14 protein-coding genes are annotated in these 13,327 nt (G+C 35.9%); 13 read left to right on the top strand and 1 reads right to left on the bottom strand.

Translation table 11 applies throughout. The features are described 5' to 3' along the window. Positions 1-3 precede the first annotated feature (3 nt). The 7 genes from Q0838_RS05865 (at position 4) to Q0838_RS05835 (ending at position 8,182) form a co-directional block, all read left to right on the top strand. Entirely contained in the window at positions 4-1,581 is a 1,578-nt protein-coding gene (locus Q0838_RS05865) for a hypothetical protein (protein WP_298952326.1), read from the top strand. Then, positions 1,578-4,274, top strand: coding sequence for a hypothetical protein (locus Q0838_RS05860; RefSeq protein WP_298952324.1), 2,697 nt, complete (start codon positions 1,578-1,580; stop codon positions 4,272-4,274). Before Q0838_RS05865 ends, Q0838_RS05860 begins: the two co-directional genes overlap by 4 nt. Before the next feature lie 5 nt (positions 4,275-4,279). Further along, on the top strand, positions 4,280-4,537 hold the full coding sequence (locus Q0838_RS05855; protein WP_298952321.1) for a hypothetical protein: 258 nt from the start codon (positions 4,280-4,282) through the stop codon (positions 4,535-4,537). Then, the gene (locus tag Q0838_RS05850; protein WP_298952320.1) at positions 4,530-5,624 is read left to right on the top strand and encodes a hypothetical protein; all 1,095 of its coding nucleotides are present in this window, start codon (positions 4,530-4,532) and stop codon (positions 5,622-5,624) included. The genes Q0838_RS05855 and Q0838_RS05850 overlap by 8 nt, the downstream gene beginning before the upstream one ends. A gap of 149 nt (positions 5,625-5,773) precedes the next feature. After that, positions 5,774-6,226: a hypothetical protein gene (locus tag Q0838_RS05845; protein WP_042295699.1), complete on the top strand. Its 453-nt coding sequence runs from the start codon at positions 5,774-5,776 to the stop codon at positions 6,224-6,226. A gap of 4 nt (positions 6,227-6,230) precedes the next feature. Continuing rightward, a complete protein-coding gene (locus tag Q0838_RS05840) occupies positions 6,231-7,253 on the top strand; it encodes a hypothetical protein (RefSeq protein WP_298952315.1) in 1,023 nt (340 codons plus the stop codon). Beyond that, positions 7,253-8,182: a zonular occludens toxin domain-containing protein gene (locus Q0838_RS05835; protein ID WP_298952313.1), complete on the top strand. Its 930-nt coding sequence runs from the start codon at positions 7,253-7,255 to the stop codon at positions 8,180-8,182. Before Q0838_RS05840 ends, Q0838_RS05835 begins: the two co-directional genes overlap by 1 nt. A gap of 8 nt (positions 8,183-8,190) precedes the next feature. Here Q0838_RS05835 and Q0838_RS05830 read toward each other — a convergent pair whose 3' ends face one another. Beyond that, positions 8,191-9,870, bottom strand: coding sequence for a hypothetical protein (locus Q0838_RS05830; protein WP_298952311.1), 1,680 nt, complete (start codon positions 9,868-9,870; stop codon positions 8,191-8,193). A gap of 169 nt (positions 9,871-10,039) precedes the next feature. On the opposite strand from Q0838_RS05830, the gene Q0838_RS05825 reads away from it, so the two are divergent. From Q0838_RS05825 to Q0838_RS05800, 6 genes are all read left to right on the top strand, one after another. After that, entirely contained in the window at positions 10,040-10,210 is a 171-nt protein-coding gene (locus Q0838_RS05825) for a hypothetical protein (RefSeq protein WP_162851989.1), read from the top strand. Between the two features lie 73 nt (positions 10,211-10,283). Further along, positions 10,284-11,195 carry a hypothetical protein gene (locus tag Q0838_RS05820; RefSeq protein ID WP_042269951.1) on the top strand — a complete coding sequence of 304 codons (912 nt, stop codon included), beginning with the start codon at positions 10,284-10,286 and terminating at the stop codon, positions 11,193-11,195. 102 nt (positions 11,196-11,297) lie between these two features. Beyond that, complete coding sequence (locus tag Q0838_RS05815) at positions 11,298-11,939, top strand: hypothetical protein (protein WP_298952306.1); 642 nt, start codon at positions 11,298-11,300, stop codon at positions 11,937-11,939. Beyond that, complete coding sequence (locus Q0838_RS05810; RefSeq protein WP_298952304.1) at positions 11,929-12,555, top strand: hypothetical protein; 627 nt, start codon at positions 11,929-11,931, stop codon at positions 12,553-12,555. Before Q0838_RS05815 ends, Q0838_RS05810 begins: the two co-directional genes overlap by 11 nt. Positions 12,556-12,557: 2 nt before the next feature. Beyond that, positions 12,558-13,118 (top strand): hypothetical protein, encoded by a 561-nt coding sequence (locus Q0838_RS05805; protein ID WP_298952302.1) that lies wholly within the window; start codon positions 12,558-12,560, stop codon positions 13,116-13,118. Then, complete coding sequence (locus Q0838_RS05800; RefSeq protein ID WP_042295564.1) at positions 13,093-13,320, top strand: hypothetical protein; 228 nt, start codon at positions 13,093-13,095, stop codon at positions 13,318-13,320. The genes Q0838_RS05805 and Q0838_RS05800 overlap by 26 nt, the downstream gene beginning before the upstream one ends. Positions 13,321-13,327: the final 7 nt, after the last annotated feature.

Genomic DNA, 13,327 nt, shown 5'->3' with positions numbered 1-13,327 from the left:
CCTATGAGCATACGACAATTTGAAACAGCACAAGTAAAAGCACCGTTTTTAGGTAAACCTCATTACCCAATATCAGGCCTAGACCAACTAGGATTAAACCTTACAAGTGAGCGTATTTTTGATTTACTATTACCTGGGCTTAACAACGTAACTGGTCGCATACGCTATTATTCTTTTTATTGTTGGTTTTTTGATTGGTATGCTTCTCAGGTTAGAACTACATCCAGAAGCAAACAAAACAGCTATCTAAGAAGAGCAGAGTTTCTATTATCACTAGTAGCAGCTCATAAAGAATTAAGTGGTGTTCCTGGTATTACAAAAGCGTTATCAATTTATGCCGAGAGTGACGAAAATATTGATCTGACAAATGGAACACAAGAAGGATCTAAAAGCGAAGGATCTTATTGGAAAAATCCACGAGGAGTACTGGGTCAGTATTATATCAGTTCTATAAAACAAATGGGTATTCTTGGCGATCAAGGCGATAAGGAAGGTTTGTATGTACGTACCGATTTTCAGCACGAGACTAAAGTTTCTGGCAAGCAACTAGCGGATGCTTTTGGATTAAATATTTCTAATACATCTCACGTTTTCGCGAAAGCGATAGAAAACAACTTTGTTACTAAGACGGACTTAGACATATTGAGTAGTGAATTTAATATGCTTAACATACCTATTGATAGTAAAGAGCAACAGCTATTATGGCAGCTCTTTTCTGGTGTAGACCGTCCTAAAGAAAGTGACGAGACTTATTTTAGAAAAGATACTATTAAGCTTTTACTGTCTAATGTAGATGTGAATGATAGTGATGCGAAATACGAACAACTGAATGTTCCTTTCTCTATTTATAGTAATGGTTGGAATGATGATTACTCTACCTCACAAAAACTTTGGTACTTCTTTATCGTTGAACAGTTTTGGAGTGTATCAAGTACTGGTTGCTTAGATGCTTTTCTCAAAATCTTAGATAAACTGTCTAAAAATAATTGGATAGACGAGATTGATTTAGTTGACCACATTATTTCAAAAGTTCTTGACTTGTTTGAAGGAGATGATATTGGCGAAAATTTAGATTTATTTTTTAAAACGAGCTTCACTGAACAATCAATTCAAGAGTTAGTTTTTTTGTCAAAAAAGGAGCAAAATCCTTATGTCAAAATACAGTATGCCCTTATCGCAATACAGAAATTAGTTATTGAAAATAACACAAGTAGAGATGATTTGTTAGAAATTTCAAATAAGTATAAAATCCTTACTGCCAGTAGCTTTCTTGTTTCTTATGATGACTTTAAGTCAAAACAAGACCTAACAATCAAGGAGTTTGTAAGATATTTTCTTACTCGCAACATAATTAATAGGCATCACTTTGTAGCACTAAGAAAATTAAACGCAACACAGAACAGTGCGAAGTTTTACAGAGAGGATGGTATGATACGTTTAGTAGATCATTTTATGTACGACTACTCCTCGCCAAGAATCCATACACTCGTTGATTTTATGCGCGATTTAAGTATTATAGATGCAGATAGTACTGCACTAACACAAAAAGGTCAAGAACATTTAAAAATGCTTGCCCAATGAAAATAGAAAGATCTAATATTTTAGAACTTATAGGTACAGGAAAGAACAAATATCATAGTTGTGTGATTACAAGCTACAGCATTGACCTTGCTTTTTTTGAACAGCTCATATTACCTAGACTACGAGGTGCAGGGATTACAAACATAAATTTATTTGTAGATGCTTCAATGTTAGAAAAGTATCTCGCGTCACACTTGGGCGATAGTCTTAAAAAGTTCAACGCAAATTATAGTATTACACCTGTCAGTATCTCAGGAGCTTTCCACCCTAAAATGCTTTTCTTAGCAGGAAAAGAGAAAGGATATTTAGCCATAGGAAGTGGTAATATCACTTCGAGTGGTCTGCTCTATAATGATGAAATATGGTCATCGTTTTACACGTCAAAAGAAAGATTAAATGCTCAGCCTATTTTTAAATCTGCTTGGCAGTATATTCAGTCACTATCGTCCCATAGTTTAGGAATCAACCTCACTAAAATTAGTTGGATAGCACAGCATTCGCAATGGATATCAGATTTAGAGGATAGTCAAGACAGTAAAGCTACCATTAAGGATTCTGAGTATAGTTTGTTCTATACGAAAAACTCCAAGTCATTGTATAGCGAGGTTATAAATACGCTTTCGCGAAAGCCAAAAAGCATTATAATAATTGCTCCTTATTACAATAGGTCTGGAGCGTTCTTACAAAAGCTTATTGATGACTTGGCGCCTGAAGAAATACATTGTGTTGTTGATACAAGCAATGGTATTCTACCTGTAGATTTTCAATCAAGTATTTGTCAATTTTCCGACTGGAAAGATGTTATCAATACAGAAAACTCTAAAAGCATACAGCGACTTCACGCAAAGATTATTCAAATCGAATATGATAGTGAAACAGTATTTATTTTAGGAAGCGCAAATGCAACCTTAGAGGCCTATGGAATAAGTAATAGAGCCTTTAAAAACGATGAAGCACTTATTACTATACGAACGGAAAAAGCGAAAGACTTTATAAAAGAATTGGGTATTCAAATTCCAAAAAAAGGAACTCTTGATATTAAAAAGATTGTAAATATAGAATCAGACAATTTAGAAATCACCTCAGACCTATTGAAAATTAAACACGTCGAGTTAAGTGATGGTATCGTTTCCATTTCATTAGGTAAAAAACTTACCAGTAAATGTGTATTAAAAACGTTTGACAGTAATAATACCTTACTTGAGAATATAAATCTATCACTCAATTCTAAAACGATACAGACCTCACTTAAGATTACTGAAAGCATTTTTAAGGTTGCTTTATATAGTTCAGTTACAGAAGAACGTATCTCAACCTTTGGATTGATTCAAAATGTCAACGCCCTTAAAAAGTCTAATCCTGATGAACGTCTTGCGAGGTTACAGAGTTTTGAGCATTTAGATATATTTAGTTCTTTAAATTATGAGCTGGTATTAGATTTCTTAGATCAAGAACAAGTCTTTAAAGATAGCTCGGCATCACAAGCTCCTTTATTGGTAAACAATGAAAATGCCGAAGATGAAGGCGAAGTGATTTCTGAAAATGAATACAATAAAAATGCAAGCCTTAGTCTTGATGAGCGAGTAACAAGCGATAACATAACCTCAATGGTCGAAGAGTTTTTGGACGTTCTTAAAATACGAGAGAATCCAGAAGAACTTTCAGACAATGCAGAAGAACTAGCTACTGAAGCTGGCGATGATGGCATGGATGAGGAAACAAGTTTAAAGCATACCCAATCGTTTATCAATGCGAGTGAAGGTCAACGGATAGCCCGTAAAATTGAGAAAACAATTAAAGCGGTTACTACTCTAATTGATAATCGAAGGATTAATAAAATATCACAGAACAAAAAAAGTCTTAATGCGCTCTTTATTGGCTTTCATATTCTGTTACATTTTTGGGGCGAAGTCTATCTTGAAGAACTATCTCAAGTTAAAGTTCATTATAAACAGCTAGATGATTTACACAAATTGGAGCGTAAGTTTGGGTTGAAACGTTTAGAATCACAAATCAACTCATCAAATTATGAAGTAAGCTATTATGTCGATTACGCCCTGCTAACCACATTTATCCTATTCGTAGAAAATAGTAATAAAGCCTTTAGATTAGTTGATACTCCATCAGAACCTATAACTTTTAGACATTCAATTATATCAAATAAATACATTCAAGATTACACCTCGAAGAGTTGGTTATTTGATTTTATAGATTTAGGCTTGAGTCAAATTATGATTTCATTAAAATCTTTTGAATTTACTGTTGATGAATCACAAAAATTAAAGTTGATAATTCTGAGTAATCAATTAATTAATAAGCTAATATGGAATAGTAAATTTTCCTACTGGAAGGAATTGGTATTACTCAATATCTATGATATTCTCAATCTGTCTGCATTACAAATTGGAAATATAGACCTGCCTAACAAAATGTTGGACTGGAGTTTTTGTAATGAGTATTTAAAATTTGAAGAAATCTTAATTGAAGGCACTTTAAGCGGTACGCAAGTAAATGCTCAATTAGTTAATAGCATTGTTTTCAGTAAAGTAATGGGTTTTGGAATGGTTCGTAAAGTTCTAAAAGATGCGAAATTGGAATTTTATTCGCCGATCTTAAATAGGGACTTAAAAGAAGATGACGGAGGTGTTTATAAAACTGTTTACATATCAAAAAAGGTTAAGGTGTTTAATTAAAAAAAATGAAATTAATTATAGGTACATATATCGATAATATTAAGTGTGAATCCTTTTTAGATAAGAAAACCAATCGAATTCGAGTTCGGCCTTTACCAAATCAAATAGTGCCAGATACAATAGTTATAGAATGCCTAAAAAAATTCAGAGAACAATATAAAGTTGGTACGCACTTTATTGCAGAAAACGTAAAAATCTGTAAAAAAACTAATGGGCACTTATATTTAAGAGCTAAAAATCAATTGCTTACTAAAATTGAATAAGAATCATACAATCACTCGAAAAGAACTTTACGAATTAGTTTGGTCTAAATCAACTACAGCTATTTCCAAAGAGTTCCGAATTTCCACTACTGATTTAAGAAAATTATGCAAATACCATAATGTGCCACAACCCAGCAGTGGGCATTGGCAAAAAATCAAACATAATAAACCTATTACAGTGGTTGATTTACCTGAAAGTGATAAGGAAATAAAAAATGTATATCAACTAATAAAAAGAGGTGAAGGAGATGAAGATATTCCGTTTTTAACGTCTCCATTCCATAAAAGGATTTATGAAATAAAGAAAGATAAATCTTTTGATTTCACAGTTCCGTTGACTTTGAAAAATCCACATCCACTTATTATAAAAACGAAAAGCAGATTACAGGATTATGATAAATTATCAAAAACTGATTATACTGCACAACGAGAGATTTACAATGAAATATTGCCTGTTCATACAGATAAACAATTGAGAAATAGAGCTCTTAGGATTATGAACACAATAATTGTTAATCTTTACAAAAATAATTATTCAGTAAGTTTCAGGAATCGTGAGTGTTTCGTCGAAATGTTTGGACAAACAACAGAAATAAACCTTAGGCAAAAGGTTAATAGAATAAGAGAAAAAGATGATAACGGATATGGAGGAAATCAATGGGTAAAGACAAATAAACTTGAATTTCAAGCAGGACCATCTTATAGTCGTAAAAATTGGGTTGATGGAAAAAACAAAAGAATAGAAGATGTGATTCCTGAGATTCTAGTATGGATCGAACAAAACTGTCAATACTGGCACGATATCAGAAAAAAACAAAGAGAAGAAAAGTGTATTCAAGACATGGAAAATGAAAAAAAACTTAATCAGATTCGGATAATTGAATTGGAAAATGAAAGGTTTGAAAAGCTTATGTCTAATAGCGAAAAATGGAATAAGGCTAATCTTTTAAGAGATTATATTCTGGCTGTTGAGACGAAGGCTAATGAGAATAATCAAATCGATTCAGATACCAATAAATGGATTCAATGGGCGAAGAACAAAGCTGATTCTCTTGACCCGTTAATTGATGATAAACTTTTTGAATAATACTAGAACCATAGATTGACTGTTTTATTAAGTTAATCAAAAAAACAATAACCAAAATAAACAAATGTAAATCTTCTATAAACTTTTTGTAAATAAATTGAAAAACAACTTTTAGTAGTTTGCCTGTCAAACAATTCGGCGATTGCCCAATGAAAAAGACAGCATACGACTACCACGACTTACAGCAAAGTATTGATTCCTTAATTGGGAAGTTCGGACTTCAAAAAACCATTGAGGTTATTGATAGTTTGACTAGCAATACAGAGCTAACCACTCAGGATAAAGAGAAAGTGAAACTCCTTTTAGTCTTTATCATTTCCCAGAGTATTGAGGTCTTTGATTTAAAAGAAGAAAACTTCTACACCAGCAGCGTTCAAGAGTATCGTGAGGCTCGTATGTCCTGTTACTATTTACTCAAAAAATATACTGATTCTAGTTATGCAAAGATTGGCGAAAGCTTTAGCCAGTCCAAGCGTGCCATTCTTTACAATTATCACAAGTGTGATGAGATTCTTTCCATCCCACAATTCTACAAGCCTTTTGTAGAAAAATTCAAAATCCTCGAAAACAACATTATCAATTTTATTGCAAAATTGAACTAAGCCTATGCAAGATAACATCGCAAAAGAGGTGCAAGAAGCCCTTACCGCAAGTCCAGAAGAAATCAATTTTGAACAGCTTCAAAACGAAGATAGTAGCCCGCTCAATCAACCTGTTATTGAAAAAGATATAGGTGGCGAACGTCCTGTTGAAACCGAAGAGGAAAAACAAAAAAGCTGGAACGTCTGGAAACCAGAACAAGAGCATAAAACGCTAGATGAATTAGAACCTGGACGTAGCGGGAATACGCAAACAGATTTTAGAAGTACCGTTGAAGCTAATGTCGAAAAAGAAAAAGCGCAGGAACCACTTGACGCTCCAGAACAAGATATCAATGGAAACGGATTTGATACAGAAGCCGATGAAACGGTAACCGACCAAGATTTTGAAGTTCCACTCGCACAAGCAAATCAAGCTGCAGATGCTATTTTGGGAATGTCTAACAATGTGCTTGCAGTTGGTGGTGGTTACTTCGTTAAAATCAGAAAGCATCAAGAGTTTTATGAATTTGAAGAAATCATTCAAGTTGTAGATCAGCAGAATGATAAGAATGTTGAGTGCATAAAGCTTGACAAAGAAGACCAAGCACTTCTTAGGCCATTACTTGCTCAAGTGCTGCGTAAGAAAGCAAAAAAGCTCACGCCAGAACAGCAATTAATGGGTGCAGTTATTTCCATATTAATGAAAAAAGCACAAGTGGTTATGGAAGTTCGTGCAGAAAATAATCTACTTGAAAATCGTATTCTCGACATCGTTCGTCAAGAAAAAGGAGAGACAGAAATTGATGATATTGAGGAAGATGTCATAGATAATGATGAAAGTGATAGTTCTAATTCCGCTTTCGCGAAATCGAGCGTGCGAGATTCACGACCGCAGAGAGAGCGAAGCGCTAAAGCGGAACCAAAACAAGAGCCAGTTCAAAGAAAAGTAACTAAGAAAGAACCAACCATCCAAGATATAGAAGTTGAAGAAGTCGATGATGACATTCCCATCATAGATGTTGCTGAAGAACCACAAAACAATTCGTAATGTCTGGAAATACATCAAATCGTGGTCGTAAACCGATAAGCTATAAGAAAGAAGATTTAGAGCGTCAACCAATGATTATGTTGGTTTGCGGCGAAACTGGTGTTGGTAAAACCTATCGCAACAAACAAGAGATCAAACATTATATGATGGATCATCTTGTAATGGGAAAGAAAGGTCGTAAAGTACTAGCTTTTGATACGAATGATGATGATTATCCACAATTTAGAACCGTGAGCCCGAATCATTTAAAAGCGCTTACAAAAGTATCTTCAAGACGCATCCGTCCTTTCAATGCAGACGGTTCGCCTATGGATAATGACGAAAAAAAAGAAGTCATCACCAAGATTATGAAGCACTATAAAAATGGTCTCGTCGTTCTGGACGACATTGACCATTATATGACAGGAGCAAAAGGGCAATCTATGATTGGTGCCCTTTGTACTGTGCGTCACAAAGGAATTGATATTGTGCTCACACACCAGTCGGTGGCAAAAATCACAACCTCTGAATGGCAAAACTGCACCTGGTTGCGTTTACATCATCAGGTAGATGACGTGACGCGCTATCGGGAGCGTATTCCTAAGTATCAAATGGTTCGCATAGGTCAGCTTATCGTAGATGAACAATACGAACTATGTTCCAATGCTTTTGCAATGGGCAAGATTACTGAGCTTGAATATAAAATCCAGAAGAGTTTTTTCGTGTATGTAAATATGCGAGAGCAACGCATTAAAGGTTGCAGTCGCGCAGCCTTTATAAGAGCTTGTAAAAAGTTTATCGACCAGGAAGAAAGTAGAAAAGTAAAGATGCTTTTAAACGAACAAGATTTTGATGGAAACAACATTTACAAAACCAAAAATGAAGCTATTGTAAAAATGATTTCTGAGAAGTTACGTTACCACAAGGATGGGTTGAGTAGTCCGATTTAAAATAAACTTTAATCTGGCAGAATATCCCTAAATTTATCTACTAGCAAATCAACTGGAAATTTAAACTTCTGCTCTCGGTAACTTATTGCTGATAAACGATTTGAAATAGCTTTTTGCGCTTGAATTCTACCTTGCAATGGATCTGGATTATTTATTACAGTTACACGGTTCATAGCCTTGTGATGATCTTCAATGATTTCTCTAAAATATTTATCTTTTTTCACTAAATAGGGTGTCCAGTAAATTAGAGTGTCCATATCTATAAAGGTTAATGGTCTAATGAAGTTGGGATTATAAGCATCGCCTAACCGTTCTTTAACTAATTCTGTATACCATTTGTTCAGCTTGTAATTCATTCCTGGGATTTCAAATATGCGGTCACTTACCAATAAAATGGGATAGATAATTACGTTCTTCTTGTTGTTTACGTAATCATCGTATGGGAATTTATTATCTACAATTTGTTTAATTGATGTAATCAACTGTCCTATACCAACGTGCCTATCGCCATCGTGAACAAACTTCTTTTTTAATAGCTTGTCGATTTCGTCAATATCTGAAGAACTTTTAATATCAGCAGCTACAAGAATATCTTTGTTTTCAAATAAATAAACTCTGTTATTGTGTCTTACATAATAATCTGGCTCACTATCATTTGTATCTGCTACTTGTCTTTTCTCTTGGTATTGCCAATGAAAGATCTCATCCAAAACATTTTTCATTACCACATCTTCGGAAAAATGAAGATTGTAATAACTAAAAAAAGAACTGTCATTAAGTTTTAGATTGTGATGCTTTATAAAAGCTGCTTTAAGTGTGAATTTGATACTTTTAAAGAACTTATCTACTACATAAAAATAGTCCACTAAAGAAAAGCGTCCTTCCTCTATTTCATAAATTGGAAAAATTTTCAGATTAGTAAAATCTGCGGAAGGTTCAATTTTTGATGAAGTTAAGCTCTTCAAAAAATTGATGTGATCCTGTCTCTCTGGACTTACGATATAGGCATCTTCGTGTTTTAGTCTTAGTAGTTGAGCCACTAAAGTTTTAACTTGATAATTTAGACCATCTAAATCCTCCTGTCCAAAAGTATCAATCAATGCTTGAGCCATATATGTGTTCTCTTCTCGCTGAACAAATTCTATTAGGTACTCAAATTTAACTAGCATTGCATATAGTACTTTGGCAAACTCTAAATCAACATTCTCATAATTTCCGATATCTCCAGAGGCAAAACCCATTGCCATAAACATATCTGCTATGCGATCTATATTATCTTCTGCACTACCTAGATTCTGTTTCTCATTAGCGTTCTTATTCACTAACAAATATGCCTTGAAGAGATTAAGCTCTTCGTCATCCACATTGCGCTCATCAGTTTCTTTAAGTAGCTCGTCTCTATTAGCTAGGACAATTTCTGCAAACATTAAACTTGCTTCTCTTGAAATAAGAATAGGTCTTTCAGGTAAATTATAAGTTCGCCCATAATCTGCGACTCGTCTGTCAATTTCAGCTTGAGTTTCGAGATTAGAAAATATGTTTGTGTAATTAGGTTGCTCTCTTCGCGTACAGAATCCAATGAATTTGAGTAGAATTTCACGTGAAATATTAACCAAATATTCCATTATCTCTTTAGGCTCTTCTTCTGGAAACACATTATCAAATTCTAGTCGCTGTACTACTCGCATTTTTTTTTCTTACAAGATAATAAAACCTTTTATTCAATCTGTATTCTCCGTCCCAAAGTCCCTTTCTGCACAGCGGTAAAACAGCCATCTCTTCTCAACTTCGCAGTCAATCAAGGTTTAGAGACCTCGCCAAGTAATTCAAAAATGAAATCAATCAATAATTAAACGAATGGCAAATAAGAACGACATCGCCTGGACACCAATTCTATATTGTGTGGGAGCAGGCGTCGCTGGAATCGCATTAGGAACATTTTTAATCGCTCCGATGATGCAAAAAATGAAAGCTAAAAAACTAGCTGAAGCAAAGAAACCAGCAACTGCAAGCCCAACTAAAAAATAGTGTTTAGAGACACTTTTGGGCACCAAAACAAAAGTATCATCCTGTTATTCTAACAGGCAAACAATGAAAACAAATGAAAGATTATAACGACGAATTAATGCGTTACGAAGAAGCTGCTGAGGATCAGTATGACGACTACGATAACGACGAGATGTACGACGATGAAGAAGACGACTTCGATACTGGATTTGAAGGTTTAGAAGACGGTTATGACGAAGAGTACGAAGATGAATATGACGATTACGACGACTACGCTGATGAAGGCGAGTACGACGATGATGCCTATGACGATTATACAAAATCGAGCATCGGCAAGATAGATCCTAACGATAGAACCCTTACGGTAGTCGTGACTAACAAGTCTGGCGCACGTGCCGAGGCAGTCATCTTTGGGGGTAATGCCGAAGCTGCACAACCTAACGGACTAACCGTTGAGATTGAAGAGTCCAGTCACAAGGAAGTGCGTGAAGAGAGTAAATCAAATCCGTTTAAGATTGCGGGAATGAAATACTCTGTGAGTAACGCACTGCAATTTGATAATGTACTTCGTATTGATCGTAGAACCGCTTCTGGGTCTAAAACAACCAGAGTGTATCAACCACGTAATGCGACATCACCTCAAAACTTTACCCAGCAACTTATCGATGACGATAACTTTGAGATGGATGTTACAGGTCAGGATTCCTTACGTGTATCTGTAGAAGATGGTGTAACGGCGGTATTCACATTTACGATTAAAGCCAGAGCAAATCTGGGTAACCTTTTAAAAGGTACAAACGTAGCAGAGCTTTCAAGAGCACCACGAACTACTGGGCTTCCACAGTTAGATTTAATCCGTAGAAAAAGACCAACAGCATTAGGTGTGCGTCCTAGACGTAGAGTGGTGAGACGTCCTACTCGTAGAGTTGTAAAACGTCGTAGACTAGTCAGAAAACCGGTGGCGAGACGTCCAGTTTCTCGATTGGTAAGACGTCGTAGACGATAGTCCTGCAATAAGGAACTCGTCCAGACTTTGTACCTAATACCAGACAGCCAGAGTCGGTTTTCCCCTAAACCATACACTCTGGCTGTTTTTATTAAAATCAAGATGAAAAACTCAAAACAAACACCTTCACTAGCTCAAAATAGAATCGATTATATCGTCTATCACAATACAGATGATGTTGCAAAATTGTTATTTGAGTATGGTTTTGAAGCGCCCGAAGACCCTAAACACCTCGCAGAAGCCATAAAAGAACTTGCTCGCAAAAAAGGTCGGAAGGTTATTAAAGAGCTCATACAATTACATCCCGATAAGGATGCTATTTTAAAGCTTAGTCAACCCAAAGAAGACAATTTTTGTGGTGCTTGTAGCAACGACTCTTACAATACAGAAAGTAATTTCTGCAAAGCGTGTGGGCACTCTAATTATTCAGGCACAGGAGATGAAGACAGTTTTCTCAATCAGTTCGAGAGTTATTCAGATAAAGACTTAGAGCGCTATTACCAGACCATCGTAAAACGATCTAACGCACAAGCTGAGGACAAGAATCTTGCGCAGGAAGTACAAATGGTTTGGAACGAAGTACGCATTCGTAAAGAAGCAAAGAAAAAAGTAGAAGAACCTAAACCACAACCTCATAAATCCTTTAGCGTGACTAAAGATGAACTCCTACTTTTTGGAGTGGTTTTCATCGCAGGCGCATTGGTCGGGCACGGTTTAAAATTCAATATGGCAAATGGCAAATAACAAACAGTCACAATACAATCAGGCAATAAATAACCTTACCTATCTGGTACTGCACTACCCTAAGCCTGTTCAAGAACTACTGGCTCAAAATAATGTATTCTTTCAAGGAAAACCTTCACGAGAACAACTCATTAATGAAGTAGTTGACCTATTAAAAGATGGAGATTCCGCTTTCGCGAAAGCGTTAGAAAATCTAATTGCTCGCTTTTCATCACAGGATAATGATCAGTTTTGGGGAGCGATAGCTAAAGGTGCGGTCGGTATTCTGGGCGGATTATTTAAAAAGAAGAAACGTAGCGGTAGTACTGCAAATAATGGCGCAGCACAAGCAGCTGCACAAGCAGCAGCCGCAAAAAGAGATATGGAAATGCGAATGCAACGTATGCGTGAAGAGCAAGAACGCAAACAACGTGAAGCAGAAGAAAGACGCAGACAGGAAGAAGAGCGCAGACGTATCGAGGAAAAAAAGAAAGCTGAAGCAGCTAAAAAGAAAACCAATATGATGCTGATGATAGGTGGCGGTGTGGTCGTCTTAGGAATCGGAGCGGTAGTATTAATGAAATCGGGACGTCCACCAATGCCTTACGGACAACCACCGATGCCAATGCCGAGATAACAATGACTAATACTTACGCACTTACAGATTATGATGTTTATCAAGAGGAAGACTACGATAACTTCGGAGATAGACGTCGTCGTCGCAGAAAGAAACGTCGTACCAAAAGACTATTAAAACGAAGACGATCTTCTAAGCCAAAGTTGAGTAGACCACCTATGCGCAGTCGTCCTAAAGTAGTTCGTGGTCGCCCTATGAAATTACCACCTATTCGCGTGAAGACGGTTCCTGTGATTCGTAAGAAAACAGTAATCCCGAAAAAAGCAGTCATCAGGACTATAAAGCCTCAAGTAAAAGCAAAGACACCAATAAGCCACTTGATCAAAAAATCAAATCCTACGGTGGTCAAAACTCCATTATCAGCTATTACAAAAGCCGAAGTCAAACAATTGCAAACCGCACAGGTAGAAGCCAGTAAAAAGGCGATGAAGTCTGATAGTAAGGTTAGTAAAGTGGTTAAAGTAATCGCTATCGTGGGAGTCGTAGGAGCTACAGGATTTGGGATTTATAAATTCATTCAAAACAAAAAATTGAAAAATGGACATATTAGCACAAGTAAATGAAATTGATGTAGAACGCCCAGGAGAATTACCTGACGGTTTTTTAGTGGCCTCTATTAAGAATGTTGGCACAGAAAAAGCAACCGTAAACGGAGTTACTCTTGATCCTGGAGAAGCAAAAGGCTATCCTTTTGTAGGCAAAGGTTATAAGCGTATCGCCTACGATACCAGTGGCACTACATTAAGAATAATGCAAATTATCTAATACCCAT

Origin of the sequence: uncultured Nonlabens sp. (assembly GCF_947495285.1) — a bacterium.
Lineage (GTDB): Bacteria > Bacteroidota > Bacteroidia > Flavobacteriales > Flavobacteriaceae > Nonlabens.
Note: the sequence above shows the minus strand (reverse complement) of the source record. Positions and strands in the feature narration are given on the sequence as shown.

What these genes read in the sequence shown, in the direction of transcription:
- Q0838_RS05865 (WP_298952326.1), top strand. Translation starts at nt 4, where the DNA reads ATGAGCATACGACAATTTGAAACAGCACAAGTAAAAGCACCGTTTTTA.
- Q0838_RS05860 (WP_298952324.1), top strand. Translation starts at nt 1,578, where the DNA reads ATGAAAATAGAAAGATCTAATATTTTAGAACTTATAGGTACAGGAAAG.
- Q0838_RS05855 (WP_298952321.1), top strand. Translation starts at nt 4,280, where the DNA reads ATGAAATTAATTATAGGTACATATATCGATAATATTAAGTGTGAATCC.
- Q0838_RS05845 (WP_042295699.1), top strand. Translation starts at nt 5,774, where the DNA reads ATGAAAAAGACAGCATACGACTACCACGACTTACAGCAAAGTATTGAT.
- Q0838_RS05840 (WP_298952315.1), top strand. Translation starts at nt 6,231, where the DNA reads ATGCAAGATAACATCGCAAAAGAGGTGCAAGAAGCCCTTACCGCAAGT.
- Q0838_RS05835 (WP_298952313.1), top strand. Translation starts at nt 7,253, where the DNA reads ATGTCTGGAAATACATCAAATCGTGGTCGTAAACCGATAAGCTATAAG.
- Q0838_RS05830 (WP_298952311.1), bottom strand. Translation starts at nt 9,870, where the DNA reads ATGCGAGTAGTACAGCGACTAGAATTTGATAATGTGTTTCCAGAAGAA.
- Q0838_RS05825 (WP_162851989.1), top strand. Translation starts at nt 10,040, where the DNA reads ATGGCAAATAAGAACGACATCGCCTGGACACCAATTCTATATTGTGTG.
- Q0838_RS05820 (WP_042269951.1), top strand. Translation starts at nt 10,284, where the DNA reads ATGAAAGATTATAACGACGAATTAATGCGTTACGAAGAAGCTGCTGAG.
- Q0838_RS05815 (WP_298952306.1), top strand. Translation starts at nt 11,298, where the DNA reads ATGAAAAACTCAAAACAAACACCTTCACTAGCTCAAAATAGAATCGAT.
- Q0838_RS05810 (WP_298952304.1), top strand. Translation starts at nt 11,929, where the DNA reads ATGGCAAATAACAAACAGTCACAATACAATCAGGCAATAAATAACCTT.
- Q0838_RS05805 (WP_298952302.1), top strand. Translation starts at nt 12,558, where the DNA reads ATGACTAATACTTACGCACTTACAGATTATGATGTTTATCAAGAGGAA.
- Q0838_RS05800 (WP_042295564.1), top strand. Translation starts at nt 13,093, where the DNA reads ATGGACATATTAGCACAAGTAAATGAAATTGATGTAGAACGCCCAGGA.